14 protein-coding genes are annotated in these 19,829 nt (G+C 46.8%); 4 read left to right on the top strand and 10 right to left on the bottom strand.

Annotated elements, in window-relative coordinates:
• Window positions 1–94 precede the first annotated feature (94 nt).
• On the top strand, window positions 95–421 hold the full coding sequence (locus H1S01_RS16645) for a nucleotidyltransferase family protein (RefSeq protein ID WP_188041528.1): 327 nt from the start codon (window positions 95–97) through the stop codon (window positions 419–421).
• 9 nt (window positions 422–430) lie between these two features.
• Here the strand turns inward: H1S01_RS16645 and H1S01_RS16640 are convergent, their stop codons facing one another.
• The 3 genes from H1S01_RS16640 to H1S01_RS16630 form a co-directional block, all read right to left on the bottom strand.
• Window positions 431–688, bottom strand: coding sequence for a hypothetical protein (locus H1S01_RS16640; RefSeq protein ID WP_188041527.1), 258 nt, complete (start codon window positions 686–688; stop codon window positions 431–433).
• 130 nt (window positions 689–818) lie between these two features.
• Window positions 819–1,166 (bottom strand): hypothetical protein, encoded by a 348-nt coding sequence (locus H1S01_RS16635; protein ID WP_188041526.1) that lies wholly within the window; start codon window positions 1,164–1,166, stop codon window positions 819–821.
• Window positions 1,163–1,429, bottom strand: a complete 267-nt coding sequence (locus H1S01_RS16630; protein ID WP_188041525.1) for a hypothetical protein — start codon at window positions 1,427–1,429, stop codon at window positions 1,163–1,165. The genes H1S01_RS16635 and H1S01_RS16630 overlap by 4 nt, the downstream gene beginning before the upstream one ends.
• Window positions 1,430–1,849: 420 nt before the next feature.
• Between H1S01_RS16630 and rsgA the strand changes: the two genes are divergently transcribed.
• A complete protein-coding gene (rsgA, locus tag H1S01_RS16625; protein ID WP_188041524.1) occupies window positions 1,850–2,917 on the top strand; it encodes a ribosome small subunit-dependent GTPase A in 1,068 nt (355 codons plus the stop codon).
• A 140-nt stretch (window positions 2,918–3,057) separates the two neighbouring features.
• Here rsgA and H1S01_RS16620 read toward each other — a convergent pair whose 3' ends face one another.
• From H1S01_RS16620 to H1S01_RS16605, 4 genes are read right to left on the bottom strand one after another with little or no spacing between them, the layout of a single operon-like run.
• Entirely contained in the window at window positions 3,058–7,509 is a 4,452-nt protein-coding gene (locus H1S01_RS16620) for a hypothetical protein (RefSeq protein WP_188041523.1), read from the bottom strand.
• Window positions 7,484–8,248 (bottom strand): DUF6063 family protein, encoded by a 765-nt coding sequence (locus tag H1S01_RS16615; RefSeq protein WP_341479121.1) that lies wholly within the window; start codon window positions 8,246–8,248, stop codon window positions 7,484–7,486. The genes H1S01_RS16620 and H1S01_RS16615 overlap by 26 nt, the downstream gene beginning before the upstream one ends.
• Window positions 8,245–9,759, bottom strand: coding sequence for a replicative DNA helicase (locus tag H1S01_RS16610; RefSeq protein ID WP_188041522.1), 1,515 nt, complete (start codon window positions 9,757–9,759; stop codon window positions 8,245–8,247). Before H1S01_RS16610 ends, H1S01_RS16615 begins: the two co-directional genes overlap by 4 nt.
• On the bottom strand, window positions 9,740–10,798 hold the full coding sequence (locus H1S01_RS16605; RefSeq protein WP_188041521.1) for a Wadjet anti-phage system protein JetD domain-containing protein: 1,059 nt from the start codon (window positions 10,796–10,798) through the stop codon (window positions 9,740–9,742). The genes H1S01_RS16610 and H1S01_RS16605 overlap by 20 nt, the downstream gene beginning before the upstream one ends.
• Window positions 10,799–11,148: 350 nt before the next feature.
• Between H1S01_RS16605 and H1S01_RS16600 the strand changes: the two genes are divergently transcribed.
• Both H1S01_RS16600 and H1S01_RS16595 read left to right on the top strand, forming a co-directional pair.
• A complete protein-coding gene (locus tag H1S01_RS16600) occupies window positions 11,149–13,020 on the top strand; it encodes an SLOG domain-containing protein (protein ID WP_188041520.1) in 1,872 nt (623 codons plus the stop codon).
• A gap of 135 nt (window positions 13,021–13,155) precedes the next feature.
• A complete protein-coding gene (locus tag H1S01_RS16595; RefSeq protein ID WP_188041519.1) occupies window positions 13,156–14,229 on the top strand; it encodes a radical SAM protein in 1,074 nt (357 codons plus the stop codon).
• Here H1S01_RS16595 and H1S01_RS16590 read toward each other — a convergent pair.
• The 3 genes from H1S01_RS16590 to hrpB form a co-directional block, all read right to left on the bottom strand.
• Entirely contained in the window at window positions 14,226–15,647 is a 1,422-nt protein-coding gene (locus tag H1S01_RS16590) for a toll/interleukin-1 receptor domain-containing protein (protein ID WP_341479122.1), read from the bottom strand. The two genes, H1S01_RS16595 and H1S01_RS16590, sit on opposite strands and share 4 nt — an antisense overlap.
• A 186-nt stretch (window positions 15,648–15,833) precedes the next feature.
• Window positions 15,834–16,763 carry a tyrosine-type recombinase/integrase gene (locus H1S01_RS16585; protein ID WP_188041518.1) on the bottom strand — a complete coding sequence of 310 codons (930 nt, stop codon included), beginning with the start codon at window positions 16,761–16,763 and terminating at the stop codon, window positions 15,834–15,836.
• 391 nt (window positions 16,764–17,154) lie between these two features.
• Window positions 17,155–19,641, bottom strand: a complete 2,487-nt coding sequence (hrpB, locus tag H1S01_RS16580; RefSeq protein WP_188041517.1) for an ATP-dependent helicase HrpB — start codon at window positions 19,639–19,641, stop codon at window positions 17,155–17,157.
• Window positions 19,642–19,829 lie beyond the last annotated feature (188 nt).

The following is a 19,829-nucleotide window of genomic DNA, read 5'->3' as shown; positions in this document are numbered from 1 at the left end:
TAAAATAATCTTGCCTATTTGCCACTTTTCTTTAGTTTAATTTGTTAGAGGCGCATAGTAGGGGTGTCGAATGTGCGCTGAAGGGACTTTCAAAATGGATTTTAATGAAATAAAAGAAAAATCGGAACCCATTCTCAAAAAGTACGGTATTGTTCGAGCTTATATGTTCGGTTCATTCGCCCGTGGGGAACAAAAGGAAACGAGTGACGTTGACCTTCTGATTGAGTACGGTGGTTCGAAAGAGAAACTATCTCTCTTTTCTTTCGTAGAACTAAAAGAGAAACTGGAAGAATCATTACAGCGTAAAGTTGACTTAACTACTGAGATGGGTCTTACGGAACGCATTCGAAATAATGTGCTTCGTGATAGGAAACTGATCTTCGACTTACATGAAGCATTCACTCACGATAATGACCATTAGCCCACCGCACTACATCCGCGGAGGGCTGTTCATTTGATTTTGTTTTTTTCGACGTGGCGGATCGCGTCCAGGCCTTGAGGCGCGTTTGGCCGTGGGTATAGGGGTAACCACCGACAGCGCGGCGACCTGCACACGCGTCGGCAGTTTGCGCGTGGACTGCTTGCGCCGTTTTTTCGGCTTGCGCCAAGCGATCAACATATCCAAAATATCGTCGATCAAAAAATACGAGATGATCGACGCAGCAAACAAAACGATAATCAGGCTCAATCTATACTTATTCCCTTCCGCAAAAACTTTCATGCGGCAGCCAGCGTTTTCTTTCGACGGCGGAAAGGAATGCTCTCTCCCTATATTTATGCGCAGACTGAGTATCGTATGCCTGCCGATTATCGATACATCATTCCTGCGCATCCATAATCTCGCTGAGCCGTATTTCAATGTCCTCCCCGTTGACCAAAACGTATAGCCTGCCTGCTACGACCGTTACCGGTGTCGCAGATATCCATATCCCATCCTGCAACCTGATCCGAATTTCCTCTTGGTTTCGCATTGCCTTTGCCAAGATGTGCTCCATTTCCTCCCGTTTCGTTTCAGAAGGCCTGGAGAGCTGCTCGGCAAGTGATGTCAGCCTGCCTTGTATCGTCCCTTCCCGATGTTCTGGAAGGAAAAAACTCGTTCGCCAAAGTTTATTGGAACGATAAAACTCAGCCACTCGTTGTTCCATGACTCTCTTGCTCCGGCTCATTTTCGCTTTCTCCGGGCTTCTTTGGCCATGGCCATGGTGCCGTCATCTAACGTGGTGATATGGTATCGTTCGCCGTTATGTAATACGAGATACCCGGGTATTAGGCCGGATTCCTCCAATCTTTGCAATAGATCAACCGTGATCTTTGACCAAGTGACCCCGCCATCTACACTCACTTTTATCGCGGTTTGGTTATTGGACATCGACTCGGTGTAGTGGTCCGGCGCGATTTGGCTGTACTTTTCCTCTTGATATTCGAACATACAATCCCCTCCTGCACGAACATTATATCGCAAACAGGGTGACATTAAAACATACGTTCTGATTAATTCGTAAAAAATAAGAGCGACCGGCGAGGATTTGCCTGTCGCTCTTTCGTTTAATGATTGATTTCGTCCAGCGCCCGGTCGATAATATCCTGGTTAATACCGATGTATCGAAGTGTGACACTGGGCGACGAATCGTTAAAGACTCCTGTAGCTGCGCAACGTCGCGCGTACATCTCTCGTATACTTGGCTCCGTCCAGGGTGTATAATGTTTCCATAGTTTAGTTAAGGAGTGGGATTGATGTCTGTATTTACGCCTGCCGAGGTTTTTAACTGCTAGGTCGCAGATTCCCCTGACAGGCTTAAGGGGGACCTTCTGCGACCATCGATTGAAATTGGTCAAGGAGGAAACCCCATTGAAACTTTCTATTCTCGGTTGGAATGAACACTTTGCCCACCATTTTTCTGCCTATGATGAACAAGTCTACCGCGTGGGCCGGGTAGCTGTTGAGCATACCCATCTTTACCGTGTCTATTGTGAAGACGGAGAAACCCTCGCTGCCGTCTCTGGAAAATATTCGTACCAGGCGCAAGGCCGGCAAGACTTCCCGGCTGTCGGTGACTGGGTGGTTCTCAACTGTTCCCTTCCCGGTGAGCAGGCTGTCATCCACGCCTTGCTCCCTCGCCAGACCAAGTTTTCCCGTAAGATAGCCGGCAAGACATCGGATGAGCAGATCGTCGCCTCCAACGTGGACACGGTCTTTCTCGTGATGGCCCTAAACCGGGACTTCAATCTGCGGCGCATGGAACGCTATATCACTTTAGCTTGGGACAGCGGTGCCAGCCCCGTCATCGTGCTCAGCAAGGCCGATCTCTGTGCGGATTTGGATGAAAAAATCTCCGCCGTCGAAACGGTCGCTTTCGGTGTCCCTATCCACCCGGTCAGTGCGGTGACCGGTGCAGGGTTAACGGATTTGATGCGCTATGTGACGACCGGACAGACGGTGGCCCTGCTCGGCTCTTCCGGAGTCGGTAAGTCGACCTTGATCAACTGCCTTATGGGAGAGGAACTTCAGAAAACCCAATCCGTCCGGGCTGACGATGACCGGGGACGACATACCACCACCCACCGCGAGATGATCCTCTTGCCCGGGGGCGGGATTCTCATCGATACGCCAGGCATGCGGGAACTACACATGACGGGATCTTCTGAAGGTATCCAAGACGCCTTTGAAGATATTCTGGCTTTGGCTGAACAGTGCCGGTTCCGGGACTGTCGCCACGAACAAGAGCCCGGTTGTGCCGTCCAATCCGCTTTACAGCGTGGGGATTTGGATGCCAGTCGATATGAAAGCTATGTTAAGCTCCAAAAAGAGCTGGCCTATATGTCTCGCCGGGAAAATCAACGGGAGCAGCTCGCTGAGAAAGAAAAGTGGAAGCAGATTCACAAACAGATAAAACAACATTTTAATTTTAAGCGATAAAAGGCAAGGCCCCCTTCCATGTGACGGAAGGGGGCCTTTTTCTACATTATCTGAGAAATGGGCAAAATGTCATACGAAAGAGGCATCGTTATCGTTTTAACGTTGTTCAGTCGGTATTGTGAAGAAGTCTTTCATTGATGCTACAGCAGCGTCAACTGTTCTACCTCTTCTAAGCGCTCCAGGCTCGTTGGCGCATGATCCTGAAAATAAGCATAGCGGATCTCTTTTTGCGCTTCGACAATGGCGATGGAGGGATCTTTCGTCGGGCGGAGCCGGCAGCTATAGATGATGGGGAAATAATCGCGAAGGAATTTCCCTTCCGCATGGGCTGTGAGGGCGAGCATTTGGAAACCCAACTGTTGGGCGATGAAGAAGACGGGACCTAAGACGTGGCTACTGGAGGCTTTGCCAAAGGGGTTGTCCAGGATGACGACGCGGTGGTTTCCCTGGCCTTTGCGAATATGCTGGCGTTTTTCAGCGAGGTAGTTGAGAATGCCCAGGAAGAGGGTCATGTTTTTGCTCCATTTCTCTCCGCCTGACCACCTTTCACTCGTCGGCCAGTCTGTCAAGGCGCTGCTGACACGGTTATCATTGGTGACCTTCCGACAGCGTACTTTGATCTCCTGGCTCGAGGAGACCACTTGCAGCAGTTGCTTCGGGTGGAGCCAGCTTTCGATCTGGGCCTGCACTTTCGCCGTATCTTCCAGGCCTTGCTCGTTGCGGTACTTCTCATTTTCCAGTGCCTTCATCATCCATTCGAGATGTTGGCGGAGCTTCGTCTTCCCTTCTAGTTCCGGCCAGTGGGGAACGGTAAAGTCGAAGATCTCTTTTCGTTTCTCCTCCACTTTGACGGCGGTCATCTTGGGAATCGCTTTCAACTCTTCACAGATCCGCACCAGGTGGGAATGGAGATGGTTGATAAAAATCTGCACCTGCTCATCGAGGCTGCGCAAGCTCTCTTCGGCAATCCGGATGGCCGTTTCGATCCGCTCTTGCAGTCGCAATCCCCAATCGTGGATTTCACTGAAGCTGTCTTTTAACCGAATGCCGTTGACGGCTTGTTGCTTCGTTTTTTCATCCTTGATCTCTTGGAGGCAGTAGGCTTCAAAACGCTTTCGTTCCTGCTCCACCATTTTGCGCTCCAGGTCCACCTTTTCTTGCGCTCTCTCCAGTTGCAGGGACAGTTCGTTCGTGAAGGCCAGCCGCTTATACGGATACTCCTGCAAGTCCTCTTCCTTCAGCGATATGGCGGTGATGCTTTCTCGCCCGAATTTATGGACGCCCCGGGCCACTTCCAAGGCTTTTTTGACACTGTTCAATTCCGCATAGAGTTGTTCTAATCGCCGTCGTTCTCCTTTTACCTGCACCCCCTCTTGGCTCAGGCGCTGTGATTCTTGATGAAGGAGAGTCTCGACCTCTTCGAGGGGCTGCCTACCAAAGTCTACTATGGCCGCATCGGGTAAGGTCTTGAAGAATTGCTCTTCTTTGGCCGCCACCCGCGTCCGGGCCACCGTGGCCTTCGTCTGCGCGTCGGCCAGCTCTTGGTTCAACCGATCGAGGGTTCGTTTTAAGGACCGGGTCGTCTCGGTCAGACGCTCAATCTCTTCTTCCCCATTCGGTGGGAAGGTGATTTCCCCTTGAAGGATGTCGCTGAATTGTTCCCGCTGTCTGCGAATCTGCTGCTCCAACCGGTGCACATCTTTCTCTGCGCTACCGATCATCGCCTGCAAGGATTTGCGGTTTTGCTGGATGCCCTGTAGTTTGTCAGTCAACTCGGCCTTGCGGCTTTTTAAGAGGTTGAGGGAGAGCTCGGCTTTTACGGGAGCGCTGTTTTGGCTTTCCTTGTTATCGACGTCGTTGCGAATATCTTTTAGCTTCTCGTCCAGTTCCCAGGTGCGCTTTTCCTGCTGGCGCTGCTTCGATTCCAGATCGTCCATCTGTGTCTTGAGTTCGTCTACCTCTTGGGCGACCCCTTTCTCGTCGGCGCTCAGTCCTTCCAGCCTTTCCGTCAGACGGTTACGCTCTTCTTGAAGTCGCTTCCATTCAAGCCCCTTCCGGTAGCGCTCCGTCACGTCAGCCTGTTCGGCTTCCCAGCGAATCTTCTTGCTGGCGCCTTCCTTTAACTGGCGCTGCAAGTTCTGCTTTTGACCATCGATATGAGCGACGGCATTGTGCAGTTCTTCCAAACGCCCTTTGCCTTGGCTGATCTTTTCTTTTAACGGTAAATAGATCGCTTGAAAATCATATTCCTGCCAAAAGCGGTCGACGGCATCAGCCAGCGCATGCCACTGGCGAAGCTTTTCTTCCAGCGTTTTGCGTTCCTCGACGACGAAGGCGGCTTTTTGACGGCTCTCTTCCAGCCAGGCCTGAAAAGGGATCGATTCTGAGATCTGCGGCCATTGGCCCGGTGATACGTGGACAGCCGGCAATTCAAAGGGGGTCGTCCAACGGGCCTGCGCTTCCTGCTCCGTCAAGATGAACACGGGGTGGGTCCACTGCTGGGCGGCACCTTCGACCAGCTTCTTGACCTTGCCCAGATCAGCAGCCCCGCAGATCAAGGTGATGGGCCAGAAGGGATAGTGCTCATAGAGTCTGCTCATGGTCAACTGGGGCTTCTCTTCCAGAAGGATTTGCAGGAAGGCCGTGCCCAGTTGTAAGGAGGGGATGTCTGATTGCCACCGTCGGCACTGCCGTTCGAGCCCCGGATCGGCCGTGAACAGTTGGCTGTCTTTATAAAGGTCATAAAAGCGCAGCAGGATCCGTTCCTGCTCCATCTGTTGGTTCTTCTCTTCTTCCAATAATGTCCTGGCTTCATGGAGGCGCGCCCGGATCGTCGGCTGCCGTTTATAGATAGAGTTGAGCTCCCGGTCTTCCGGGGAAAGAAGGTGCAACCGTTCGAGCAGTTGCTGCGCTTGTTTATCGACGGTCGACAGTTCCGTCTCCCACTTGGTGAGATCTTGGCGGAGGGCAGTTAATTCTATCTGGATTTGCTTCTCCTGGCGATGCAGTTCTTCACTCTCGGCCTGCCAGCGTCCCATATCGGCGATGAGCCCATTGACATCTTCACCGAGGGCGATAGACCGTTTCTGCCAGTGGGGAAGCTGTTCCTCCACTTGCTCCCGCAGCGGATCGTGCAAGATGGCCTGGACGATCCGCTGCATCTGTTGCTCTTTATTCTCGATATGCGTCCGAGTCTCTGTGCGGAGAACGAGTAGGCTTCTCCTCTTTTCCTCTGCTTCGAGGAGTGCCTTTTTCTTCGTCTGCTCTTCCTGGGCCAGTTCCGATAAAATCGCCTGGGCCCGATCTTGCAGTTGACGGAAGTCCTCTTCCAGCCGGTCGAAGTGATAGCGCAGTTGGGAGAGAACCTGTGCCCGTTCGATTTGCAGATGGGCGATATCGGGCGAATGATCCAGTTCCTCCAGTTGGCGCTGGTATGCGCTTAGGTCTGTTTGCTTATCTTGAAGTTGTTCCAATAGCGCGGCCAGTTTCAACGATTCCAGCAGGCTTGCGCTCTCGCGGTGCTCTGCCTGTTTTTCATCACGCCGCTGCTCACAACGGTAGAGCCTTTCCTCCGCCTCGGATCGTTCTCGCTGTAGGCGAGCGATATCTAGGGAAAGGGCTTTTTGATGCAGCCTTTTCTCCTGCTCTTGCAAGGCCCGTTCTTTTCGGTCTAATTCTTCCTGGGCCTCTACCGACTGGGCCAGTTCCTCATCGACATGCAGAAGCAGCCCCTTGGCGCGGCCTTGCAGCGATTGATAGGCCTGCTCCTCACGGTCAAAGCGGCTGTACCGTTCCACCACTTGGCTGACGCGGGAGATCACGTCTTGATATTCCTTAATCTGTTCGGTCAGTTCCAGATATTCGCGAAAATGCTGCCGGTGGTTATCGAAGAGCCGGGCAAAATCTTTCGTGCCGTTACCGGCCATACCCTGTTCTACCACCGGGATGAGCAGCCGGTCGACCAGTTGGCCCGTCGTGGCACACTGTTCAAAGAACTTTTCTACGCCGCCTTCTGCACCGTTGATTTTAAGAATCGCTTCCCATTCAGAGGGGACGATTTGAAATGTTTCTTCGAGATATGCCTGGTACTCTTTTTTCGTGCTGAAGGTTTTGGCGTTCATGTGGCTGTAGGACATGCTTTGGTAGTATTCTTTGATCTCCTCGCGACTGGCCGGACGTTTGCCCGATCGGTCTTTCTGCACAAAAGGGAGGTTTTCGATCTGCCCCTTGTCTCCGGCTGGGTAGTCATAGGCATAGAGCAGATATTCGAGTCCCTCTTTACCCATATAAAAAGTGACGCAGGTCAGGGCGTACTGTCGCGGTTTGTCGTTGAGGATCCACTCTACAGCGATATGGGCCGGCGCCGCCGACACGTCGAGGGTGTCACGGAGTTTGCGATCGGCCAGGATGCCATTAGGGATGACCGCCTGGGCGGCCGTTTGCACAAGGACCGATTTACCTCCTCCGTTTTCGAGCAGAATGGCGCCGTTATGGCCGTCAAACCGGAAGGTCTGGTCCGTGTACCGTTTATTGCCCTGTTCATACTGCACGTTCGTCAGGCGGATTTTAGCGATGGCCGGCATCGGGATCATTCCCTTTCACTTGATCGAACTGATACATATAGGCCAAGAGGTCCCGGTTGTATTCCCGGTCCATGTAGTACCGTTGGACGATGATCTTGGCTTTTTCCGTCAGTTTCAGTTCGTCGTTGCCCTGATCTTGCACCAGGTCCTGGGCGTCGAGGAATCGGATGACTCGCTTCAGAAAGCCGAGCCGGCTCTGCTGCTTCGTATCTTGCCGCTTGGCCGTCTCTTTAAGGTCGTCGAGGGAATCCCAGAAGTGAATCACGCCGACCCAGTTCCACTCGGTCTCGCCTTCGATCTGATCTAGCTGTTCTTCCCCTTGTTCCTTGATCGTATCGAGTCGCTCCCGAATCTTGCTCATCCACTCACCGATCGGTAAAAAGTCCCGCGTCGCCTCCGGCGTTTCATAGCTGTCATAAAACTCGCCGAAGAGGACGATGATGGCAAAGTACATCATGTAAAGATCGATGTTGGTCGCCTGGTAGCCGAGATACTCTCTTTTGATGTAGGCATTTTTCATGCCGAAGGGGGACTGGCCTGACTTGGGCACCAAGTAGAGGTGGTCTGAGGTCTTGACGACGACGCTGTCCATCTCGGTGGCAAAGGTGTCGACCAAACTGCGTACTTCACTCTGGGCGATATATTCCCGAAACCCCGGCTGGTCTTGGGACAACTGCCCCTTTTGCAGCAATTGTGCATATAGATGAAAGGCCAGTTCCATATGAGCATGTTCAACGACGGTCGTCACGCGTTCACCTTCAATCGTAAGATCATTTCTTGGATCTCATAGCGGGGATGGGGCTGTAGCAGTTCCGGTTCTTCCTGCACTTCGATCTCTTCCACGTGGGAAAAAGCGGCGATGATGTCGTCGAGGAGATAGCTCTTTCCGTCTTCATTGCGTCCTTGATGGATCTGTAACGGTGTATGCTGGTGAAGGAGCAACCAGTAATCATAGAGCGACCGGTTTTCGACGAAAGGAGCCCGTTCTGGGTCGGCCTGCAGGTATCCCAGGAACTCAGACAGGCGGATTTCGGTTTTTTCTCCCAGATAGGCTTGCAGTTCTTGACTGAGCCGATGAAAGTTTTGCCGCTGCTGTTGGAGAAAGGACGGGCCTTCCGTGCGGTCATCGGCTTCTGCAAAATGGGGGATCTCCCATTCGCCCTCGTCATCGCCTCCCGTTCGTTGGGGCGCAAAAACGTCTAAGGGAGACCAATTTCGCTCCACATAGGGGCCGAGCAGCGGTTTGATCAGCCCTTCCAAGGCAGAGGCAGGTAGAGGAGAGGTCACGGCGCGGGAGGTAACATCCTGGTTGAAGTTGAAGGCGATGAGCCCGGCATGGTAGAGCGATTCCTTGGCCGCATGCAAGGCCTTGCGTTTGAGGGTGATGCTGTCATGCAAAAGGGCGCGGTGCATACGGTGGACCTCATCGAGTTCTTTCGCGATCTGGATGAGCAGGTTGTAGGCCCGGATATCGCGCTCCGCCGTCATCTCATATTCCAAGTTCCGTTTTTTCTCCAAGACAAAGCCGTAGAGTTCACGGAATTCTTCCTCTTCGCGGGTTAGGCGTCCATGGATGGCATCGAGGATCTCCGTGTATTTCTTTTGCGTCTCGTGGGAAATGATGTTGCGCTGCACTTCCAGATTGAGTTGAATCATTTTCCGCTGCAGTTGTTCCACAGCGATCCGCATCTCATCGATTTCGCGCAAGGCCCCATTTAGCTCGCCCTTTTCGAGCTGTTTCCGGAGCACCAATTGACTGATGGAAAGATGAAACTCACTGAAATACTCTTTCGTTGCAAAGATCAGTTCCAGCCCTCGCTCGGTTAAGCGGTAATTCTGGATGTTTTGGCTCAAGTCGGAGTCGCTCACTTCAATGAGAGAGTAATAAATCCGGTCCTCCTGGCGCGTTTCCCAGTTAAAGAATACTTTTTCTTTTCGCTTACCCGAGGCGTCTCGGAAGGCGTCGATAATCTCCCGGGCGATTTTTTGAAATCCCGCTTCATCGGCGCTGATGGGGCCTTCCTGGTTGAGCTCCATTAGGTACGCCGCCAAATCTTTCACCGAGGTCTGCCGTCGCCGCGTCAGCATGCTTTCGAAGAAAAAGAGCAGGCTGACCATGCCGAGGCTGAACCAGTCGATGGGGTTATTCTGCTGGTCCCGGCTGACCTTTCGCCCTAGTTCGTAGAGGGGATCAAAGATGGCCAGGCGGTTGATGCGATCGCGAAAGCCTCTCGTCAAGTCAGCTAGACGCTGATCCATGCTGGTTCCTCCATATATTCGCTGTCTCTTCCGCCGACAAGGCCTCTTGGGGTAAGTACCCACCTTGGTCCATCATCGATTGAATCGCTGCTTGTTCTTGTGATGAAAAGTTCGTTAAAAACAGGGCGAAAGCTTCCGGATTCGGCCTCTGGTTCTCTTTTCCGATGGCATACTCTTTTTGCAGTAAGGCGCGGTAAAAAGGCAGGGCCAAGCGAATCGGGTAACGCTTCTGCAAGCTGTACCAAATGCTGATGCCTTCATGATCTAGATCGCCGTAGTAGTGAAAGGTGTGGTTCTGTTCACCTAAACAAAAACCAGCCTGAGTCGTAAACCCTTGTAGGGTTGAAATGATCGCCTTGCCCTGGCCGTAAATCAGCGTCGTGAAGACGCGTTGCTGATGCATCAATGGCATGAGCACATGGTAGGGCGTCTTATTTTCTACAATCAAATGTTCATGACACAGGCGCTGGGGATCTTTATACAATTCGGATTGCATCGCAAACATGCAGGGATCGGGGACGGGAACGACCGAGAGCCTTTCAAGAGACAGGCCGACTCGGGCTAAGAAATCGGTCCCTTCTTTGCTTTCCAACCATTTCTCATGATCAAAAATTTCAAAAGAACGTTCCTGTAGGGAAGCGGCTTTTTGCGGTAAGCCCTGCTTCTGCAGGTAGGCGTCTAGCTTGGCCAGTGAATCCTGATCCTTTTCCCAAACGGCGGGGCTCAGTCGGTAATAACTTGATAAGTCAATCGACGAATGAAACCGCAACCGGGCACGTTTGAGCCTCTGATAGTGTTCTTCGTGAACTCTTCCGTGCCCGATAGTGAATTTGTTGGGCAGGGGCGAAGTTTTCCGATTCGTCCCTTTTGCTTTGATCGGTGTCAGTACCCCATCATCAATGAGTTTATTGATGATTGACGCAAAGCTTCGATAATCGGTGTTTCCAGGCATGGTATCCTGCAAAAGAGAGAGTTCCATCGTCTTTAATTTGTGGTTTTTTAGCATTTGAGAAATATGATTGAGAATATCTTCGTTCATCAGTAATTCTCCATTGTCCAACAACAAATTTCGTTATAATCGGCAAACAATAATCCGATCATTTAGTTTTTCTATGACTATGTGCTGAATCCTTTTTGTCAAGAGATTAGCTAAAATTTCTTCTACTATAACGGACCTATAGAGGAACAAAAATTTGCAGTAATTAAAACCGCTTGCATTCACTCGGCTTTTATGGCTATGTATGTAACTATATAATTTACTATTATATGTTAGCAAAGACTTTACGGCAAAATATTATTTTAATAAAATATTCATGCCAAAATTCGACACGAATTTTGGTCAAATTAAACTAAAATAAATTTAGGTCGTATCGTAGTGGGAGGAAAGCTATGAAGGCTTATCTCATAGATCCCAAGAAGACACTGGGTTCTATCGTCACGGCAATTAGGTTTTTCAACGCGCTTAGATCTGAATTAGAACAATATGTAGAGGTCGTTTCGCTTTGTTCTGAGAATGTCTTGAAGAGTGTCCAGTTCACTGATAATGATGTACTTATTATCTTTAACCGACCAGATAACAACTATGATTCTTTAATCACTGAAGTTTTAACGAGGGGTATAAATACAAACACAGAAGTAATTCCAGTTGCCCTCGATAGGGACACGCGAACCCCTCACACATTAATAAGCACTCGGCAAAGCTTCGATGTTGTTGATCAAATCAACTTACGTTCTTTAACTTCCTCTAGTCTCGAAACTATTGCTGTCGTATTGGCACGAGTCGTTGTAGTTAAGCTAAAACCTAATCTATCAAGGACACGTATGTGTTTCTTTTTGAGTCATCGCCGAGCTGATGGAGAGATTTTTGCAGCTACCCTTTACCGCGAATTATGCATAAGGGCTGAACATACATTTCGAGATCTTACTGAGGTACTGGTAGGGGAAGACGCACAGGAAGTTATAGAACGAAACCTTTGTAAGAGTGACGTTGTTCTTTTTCTAGATACTCCTAAAGCGGGAGAATCTAAATGGGTTGCTCGGGAGCTACAGTTAGCCCTCGCACTAAATATACCCATTGTTTGGATAAAAGTTGGTCTTGTAGACGGAAGATCAGAACTACCGGTACGTCCAGCTCGCGAACCGCATTTACATCTAGGTGATTTGTCTAGTTCCGACAAAACTCTAAATCCTGAAGTTATAGAAAGTATAATCGAGACTGCCTTTAAGGTTTGTATGGAATCCGGTCATAACGTCTTCGATCGAATTAATCGGTTAAAGTCTGTTATAAGCTTTGAAGGTGCCAATATTATCGAGTTAGATCAAAAGAATCTTATTTATGAGGTTCAACTCCCTCGAAGAGGTTTTCGATACCCTCAACGTCCTATGACTCATCTTGTTCAGTTTTATGGTAGGCATCCAGAAGATTCCGATATTCAGTTGTTCGACAAAAATATACAAGCGATGGGCTACATAGCACATCCTAAACATGGTCACCTTGTAGATGCGGCCCTTTTACTTGCACCTTCTCAGGGGACATGTATTAAAAACTTTTCTCCGGGTTTTTTTTATGTTGACTCAGCAGACGAGTATTTAACGAATATACACAAGTACATAAGCGTCCCACCAAGAAATGGGAACAAAAAGAACGGAGTTATTATTTCCGGTTCATTTCCCATGTGTGGACCTATATATCAACAGAATTTAACGACGGCAATTCATGCCCTAACTCAGGCAATTCTTGACTGTGGCGGTAGGGTAATCTTTGGTGGTCACCCTACCTTTCAACCATTGATTTTTGACTTAGCCAAAAGGCGCTGCCCTTATGATTATAAAGAAGCTATTCGGCTTTATATTTCTAAATATTTCGTATCAGATAAAGAGATTGAAACGTTTAAGCAATATTCGACTGTTATTCCAACCAAAATCATCGATGGTAATCGGGAGAAAAGCCTGACGGTCATGCGTCAGGCTATGATTAATGATGAAAATGCATTAGGTCTGGTTGCACTAGGTGGAAGAAGTAAACCGAACGGAACATTATCTGGCGTCGATGAAGAGATTGAAATGGCATTGAGAAAAAATTTACCCGTCTATTTAATTGGTTCGTGTGGAGGTCGTGTATCTGAAATTGCTTCAGAATTAGATTCTCAAGGTTGGGTCAAGATCATAAACAACATGAACACGTTAGAAAATAGAGAACTTCTTCTCAGCCTAGATTACACAACCTTAGCATTGAAGATATTAGATCGCTTAGGGCTCTAACAACAACCAAACCCCGAAAATAAATGAGATTTAAAACTGAGAATAATTAAGAAACCCAATTAAAACAATCACTCAAAAATATTTTTGTTAGAGTTTATATCCTAAAATAACTAAAAATTATTGGGGGGTTATCTTATGGAATATTATATTTTCGTAACAAACAACTGTAATTTGGATTGTAATTATTGCTCCGGTGTAAATATCAATAAGAATAACTGTTATCCAGAAAAGCCATCATACTCAATAGGGCAGTTAAAAGAATTTATAATAAAAACACAAAAAACTTATAACGATAATGAAATAAATATTCTCTTTTTTGGCGGCGAACCAACATTGGATTACGACTATATCTTTAAAGTTATACAAGAAATTGGTTTTGTCGTCGAAACAATGCCTGTAAAATATATATTACATACTAATGGTATACTTTTAGACAAAATACCCTTAGAAATTCTTTCAGCGCTTAATCGCATAATAATATCAATTAACTATGAGAAAATACCTTCGTACGGTCTATACAATAGTTATTTTGCTAAGATTATAAATAACATAAATTACATCAGACAATTGAGCAACATAACAATTCTTGGTAGACTCACAATAACCGAAAAAGTAAGTGTTTATACCAACGTAATGCAAGTATTAAATTTCTTTGATTACGTTCATTGGCAAATAGAGAACTGTTACACGTTTAATAGATTTGAGGATTTTTCAAAAACGTATATCTATGAGACTAAATTACTATATCAGGTTTGGATAAATAGTTTAAGAAAAGGTAGTATGCTAAACATAATACCTTTTATGAGCATGGTAAGACTACTAATGAAAATTAAAAAATCTAGTGGTATATTATGCGGTTTTAATTACGGTAGCGTTTATGTTCAGACAAATGGAAATTGTTATAGTTGCTCAGAAGAAATGAACAACAGTGAGTTTTACATAGGCAGTGTTAGCACATTGGTAAATTTCGGAAGCTTTACATGTAAAGAGTCAATCTGTGTTCAAAAGAGTTGCTTTGAAATGTGTTATGGTCGTTGTGGCAGAATGCATTTAAAATTTTCAAACAATCATATTAATGAATATTGCGAGCTTAACAGAGCAATGATTAGTTTATTTGAAAAAGATAAAGATGATATCATTCGGCTAGTATCATCGCAATTAAGCGCATTAAATGATCCAATTTTTGAGCTTACGGAGTGTATACCCTAAAGTAAATCTATATACTGCTCGTAAATCATCTTATAATAGTTCATAAGCTTTAAACCCTCTCTTCCTTTCAATGTGACAGAGGGCGGCAAAAGAGAATCTTTGTATATTTTAGTACCATGTAATGTGTTTTTATAAAATTTCATACGTATAAACTTACATAACTCTTCCCCCTTGGAGCTGATGGCATCAGCGACTATATCGGTAATATATATTTCATCATAAACTGCTAAGTCGAATAACTGTTCAATAAAAGACCTGTAAATAAGTCTTAATGCACTTGTATGTGTATACTCGGGATCTACACATAACGAACATAAGTAAAGCTTATAAAAATCGGGTAAGTTGTATAGCCTGATATCTTCAGTTGATATATGTGTATCAATGTATTCACCGGATGATATTTTTTCAAACAACTCATTGGTAATAGGTAGCGTGCACAAAAACCCAACTAATTTTCCAGTTAAAGTATCTCTCACCCCAATTAGTGTTTTATTGTTGTGTTCATACCATTGGGTCGCAACTTCTACAGGAGATATAAAGCTTGGATCGAAAAACTTTGATTCTATGGTGTATATTTCTTGGATATCTTCTTTATAAAATTCTCCGGGTTTAACCAGACACAATCTATCCTTATTGGTTTTTTTTGAGTAATATGAGTTAAAATACCAATTAAGTATTCCTTTTAGAGATTGTTTGCATACATTTAGGTCTGTTTGATTAATCGTTTCTTTTGTATAAAAACCATTATTACGGAGGGCTATATCACCTAAATTGTAGATTATTTTAATCTGTCCTAAGGTATTTTTCCCCAGAACCTGACATAACAAGTTTGCATTTTCTACATCTTTAATACTATTTATTCTCTCTCTAGACTGATACAGGTAAAAGTAAACATCTATTAATATAAGACTAACTACATGCTGGGCTCCAAGAAAAGCCAATTCCAAATCAATTTCCGATATCTTAATAAATTTTTCTAACTGTTCTCCAGCTTTCTTTATTCCATCGTACGATGATGTTTTGCAGTACTTTATAATCTCATTAAAATTCATGTTGGGTACAGGAATATACTCCTGCACTGCCCCTGGAAAATTTGGTTTTTTGGATACTACACCCATTATTTGTTTGACTACCACGTCCAATCCTTTTTTGCTTTGAACTCCAGCCTTGTCAGCTAGTAATAACGAATAATTCTTAATTTCTTCAATAGATATATTATGAAGAACGGGCAAGATGACTTTTTCCCCAAGCTTCTCTTTACTTAATAATGCATTTAGTTCTCTTATAGGCCATTCTTTTTTAAAAAAGTTATGACTGAGGATTACTATTCCATACCTTGAATTTGATAAGCCTTTGTTAATTGTTTGATTTAAGCTATCGCCTAATTCAATATTAAAGTCGTCATACCAGACCTTAATGTTGTTCTTTCCAATTCAAGTACTAAAGGTACTACGATATCGTGTTTATCTTCTGAAGCATATGAAACAAATACGTCATAGCTTTCCATTCCTTTACCCCCAAATAATTTTTAGTTATTTTAGGGTTATTTTTTAAAAAACGTTTGCATTATAGTTGTTGACTCCACCGGTCAACAACATTATTAATTATAAAAGGCGATTTCGTGGATTATATTTTATGAGTACATCTTTTTTCCTAGCCAATGAGACTTCAGTGTAAATTTGAGTAGTACTTATACTTGAGTGTCCCAAAATTTCTTGAACGGCACGAAGGTCGGCTCCGTTATTTAACAATTGAGTTGCAAACGTATGTCTGAGATAGTGCGGAGTGGCCTTGGGATTGATTTTAGTCATTTTTTTGTACTTTTTAAATACCTCTTCCACTGCAAAAATAGACATTTTGTCCCCAAACCTATTTATGTATAAACTATTACTTTTGGGAATTAGTAGGCTTCTTACATTTAACCAATCTTCTAAAGCATGTAAGACTTCTTCGTTAGAAATATATAATAACCGCTCTTTCCTACCTTTTCCCATTATAAGCAACGTCCTTTCCTGTAGGTCCAGCGCGCTTAACGTAATCTCTACTAATTCTCCAATACGAATTCCTGTCGAATAAAGTAGTTCTAAAATAGCAACGTTTCTATAACAGATCGTTCTTCTAATATTGCTTTTATAAATTAAGAGCTCATTTTTTGGTGCGTTTAATAAGTGTACTACTTCATGTCCGCTTAACGTTTTCGGTACTCGTTTTGTAGTTACAAATCTTTTTTTGTTTTTCATCCACTGTGTCTGATTCAAAAAACCTAAGTCTATCAGGTAATTTAGAAAGGATTTTATACATATAATTTTTCGTTTTTTAGTAGCATCAGATAATTTAGAACCAAACACCTCATGAATATAACACAAACAACTTTCTTCTTGAAAACATCCTTGTGAATCTTCTATCCAATTTGACAAAATGTTTAAATCTGATTGGTATGCCTTTATGGTTTTAAGTGCCAAGTTTCGTTCAAGTTTAATAGAATCAAGATACTCATTTACCAATTCCTTAAGCTTAGAAACACTTATATTCATTTGCATATTCCTCCAACAAGTCTAGAAAAGGAGTGTTGTAATACCTAAACAGTTAATTTTTAGTTCAAGTCTGGTTGATAAAATAATTCTACAATTTATTTACTTCTTTAGACTTTTAAAGGAATTCCATTTTATTTGTTTAAAGTACCTTTTTTAGGTATTTAATTCATGTTACTATTTTATATTATTCTACGCAACCTTTTTTGAAACTCTATTTTACTTATTCTTTTACCTAAATATTTAAATTTATAGTGCCCATTCTACAACAGACTTGCCCGAATAGTATTTAACTGTTTATAATTGTTTTTTCTTTTGCCTGTGTAATGGGTTTTAAAACGCCTATGCGAGTGCATAGGCGTGAATGGATTGTAAGTATAAATATCTTATTTTGCTAAACCCGCGGTCGAACCCGGTTCGTCGGGATCGCATTCCAGGGATCATCGGGCCAATAATGTTTCGGGTAACGTCCCTTTAAGTCTTTGCGCACCTCAAAATAGGTCTCTCGCCAGAAGTTAGCCAGATCGCGGGTCACTTGAACCGGACGATGGGCCGGCGAGAGCAAGTGCAGGGTCAGGGGAACCCGTCCCCGGCAGATCGTCGGCGTTTCAGCCAGCCCGAACATCTCTTGCAGCCGGACGGCCAACACCGGCGACTCAGGTACGCTATAGTCAATGGGAATTCGCTGGCCGCTGGGCACAAGAATATGAGTGGGAGCGCTCTCATCCAGTTCCCGGCGCTGCTCCCACGAAAGCATTGATTCAAAAATGGGCACAATGTTCAACGATTGCAAGTCTTCCCGGCTTCGCAGCCCGTATAAGTGCGGTCCAAGCCACTCGGAAAGACGATCTTTCAGCACACTCTCGGACATATCAGGCCAGGTTGGATTTTGCCGGTGCATAAATTGCAAGCGATACTGAAACTGGCGAGCCGCTTTCGTCCACGGTAAAATTTCGTGGCCTTCTTCGAGGATCCCATCGAGAAGCGCTGCCACCGTTGCTTCCGGATCGGCATCAGTCATATTTACTTCTTTAAGGATGAGCGAACCGAGCCGTTCGCGTTTTCGTGCCCGCACTGCTTGTGCCGACCTGTCCCAGGCGACCACCGATTCTATTTCGACTTGTTCTCTGAAGTATTCCATCAGATCAGACAGTTCGACCGGCGCTGCCAGGAATATGCGGCCCTCTGCGCCCTGATCATCCAGTTCCACTGCTACGAGGTACGGTTCCTCTGCCAGGGGTTGATCCTTCGCCAAGGCTGCACCGCGCCCGTTTCGAAGCAGGTACCTACCGCCGCCCCGACCTTGGGCAATCCGATCAGGGTAGGCAAAGGCCAGCAGAAGTCCACTTGCGTTAATCTCGCTGGCTTTGTTGTTCAGAGGGATCTGGAATACTCTCTTCCAGTGCTTTGCCTCGGTGCGGGCTCTCCGAAGGGCAGCCTTGCCCACTCCGTAGAGGTCTTCCTTGTCAGCACGCAGCGCTTCCACTCGAAGACGTATATCTCCATCGGTCGTTCCACTAATCCGGAAAATGTCCCGCTCACTGAGGATAGCCGCCAGTTCACAGGCAAGTCCTCCCTGTCCGAGCGGAATCGCCTGCACGATCATATGAGCCAGCCGGGGATGCAATCCCGATTCGGCCATCTGCCGTCCATGGGAGGTGATCTTGCCGTCACCGCCGAGGGCACCCAGTTGCCGGAGCAGCGCACAGGCTTGGTCAAAGGCGCCCTTCGGCGGCGGATCGAGCCAAGAAAGCTCTGCCGGGTCCGAAATTCCCCAAGCAGCCAGTTCGAGGGCGAGAGGGGCCAGGTCGGCCTGCGATATCTCCGGCGTGCCCTGCGGAAGCAAGCGAAGATCCTCTTGGCGAGTCCACAGACGATAGCATTTTCCCGGTGCCAACCGGCCTGCCCGTCCCCGCCGTTGGTCAGCGGAAGCTCGGGAAACCAGCACCGTCTCCAATCGAGTCATTCCGGTTCGAGGAGAAAAGCGCGGCACCCGCATGAGCCCGCTGTCGATGACCACTCGAACTCCCTCTACCGTCAGGCTTGTCTCCGCGATCGACGTTGCCAGCACCACTTTGCGCACTCCCGGCGGGCTTGGAGCAATGGCTTTGTCCTGAGCGTCCTGGCTAAGGTTGCCGTAGAGCGGGCAGATCATCACTTGTTTATCTAATCTCATCTCGACCAGCCGATCTTCTATCCGTCCGATTTCCCCTGCACCCGGTAAAAAGACTAAAATATCTCCGGGATCTTGGTGCAGGGAATCCTGAATCGCTCGGACCACCAGCGGCTCGATGCTCCCGTCACGGGATCGCTCCAAGTATTGAGTCTCCACAGGATAGGCACGGCCCTCGCTTTGAACCACCGGCACATTTCCCAGAAGCGCGGCCACCGGTTCGGTATCGAGCGTAGCCGACATGACTAACAGTCGGAGGTCTTCCCGAAGAAGCGACTGCGACTGCAGGCAGAGCGCCAACCCTAAATCAGCCTGGAGGCTTCGCTCATGAAACTCGTCGAAAATCACCAGCCCTACATCCTCCAGGGCAGGGTCCGCCTGTAGAATGCGGGTCAGTACGCCTTCGGTGATGACTTCGATCCCTGTTTTCGGCCCGACACGACTGTCCAAACGGACCCGGTAGCCCACTCGTTCCCCCACCGACTCTCCGAGTGAAGCGGCCATAAAACGGGCTGCCGACCGGGCCGCCAGACGGCGAGGTTCTAGCATCAAGATCTTGCGCCCCACAAGCCAATCTTCTTCCAGTAGCGCCAGTGGCACTCGGGTCGTTTTTCCCGCTCCAGGAGGCGCCACCAGTACCGCATTGCGATACTTTTGTAATGTTTCAGATAGTGACTGCAATATAGAATCGACCGGAAATTGTATCACTTACATCCCCATTCCAACCGCTTTACACACAGATTCTCTCATCGAAAGTCAAAAATAGTTTAGCTTTTCACCGATAGGCCTGCAACTACTCAATTCCTATCCACCTTTTCGAAAGCTTGGCTTCGAACCTCGAAAAATTATGATAATAGTCCACTCCATCCCCGGCAAACCTAAGAGCAGTATAGATA

Source organism: Heliobacterium chlorum (assembly GCF_014502795.1).
Taxonomy (GTDB): domain Bacteria; phylum Bacillota; class Desulfitobacteriia; order Heliobacteriales; family Heliobacteriaceae; genus Heliobacterium; species Heliobacterium chlorum.
The sequence above is the reverse complement of the archived record's forward strand: the minus strand, read 5'-3'. Positions and strand labels throughout refer to the sequence as shown.

What these genes read in the sequence shown, in the direction of transcription:
- H1S01_RS16595 (WP_188041519.1), top strand. Translation starts at nt 13,156, where the DNA reads ATGGAATATTATATTTTCGTAACAAACAACTGTAATTTGGATTGTAAT.
- H1S01_RS16645 (WP_188041528.1), top strand. Translation starts at nt 95, where the DNA reads ATGGATTTTAATGAAATAAAAGAAAAATCGGAACCCATTCTCAAAAAG.
- H1S01_RS16620 (WP_188041523.1), bottom strand. Translation starts at nt 7,509, where the DNA reads ATGATCCCGATGCCGGCCATCGCTAAAATCCGCCTGACGAACGTGCAG.
- H1S01_RS16600 (WP_188041520.1), top strand. Translation starts at nt 11,149, where the DNA reads ATGAAGGCTTATCTCATAGATCCCAAGAAGACACTGGGTTCTATCGTC.
- H1S01_RS16630 (WP_188041525.1), bottom strand. Translation starts at nt 1,429, where the DNA reads ATGTTCGAATATCAAGAGGAAAAGTACAGCCAAATCGCGCCGGACCAC.
- H1S01_RS16610 (WP_188041522.1), bottom strand. Translation starts at nt 9,759, where the DNA reads ATGGATCAGCGTCTAGCTGACTTGACGAGAGGCTTTCGCGATCGCATC.
- H1S01_RS16635 (WP_188041526.1), bottom strand. Translation starts at nt 1,166, where the DNA reads ATGAGCCGGAGCAAGAGAGTCATGGAACAACGAGTGGCTGAGTTTTAT.
- H1S01_RS16605 (WP_188041521.1), bottom strand. Translation starts at nt 10,798, where the DNA reads ATGAACGAAGATATTCTCAATCATATTTCTCAAATGCTAAAAAACCAC.
- H1S01_RS16585 (WP_188041518.1), bottom strand. Translation starts at nt 16,763, where the DNA reads ATGAATATAAGTGTTTCTAAGCTTAAGGAATTGGTAAATGAGTATCTT.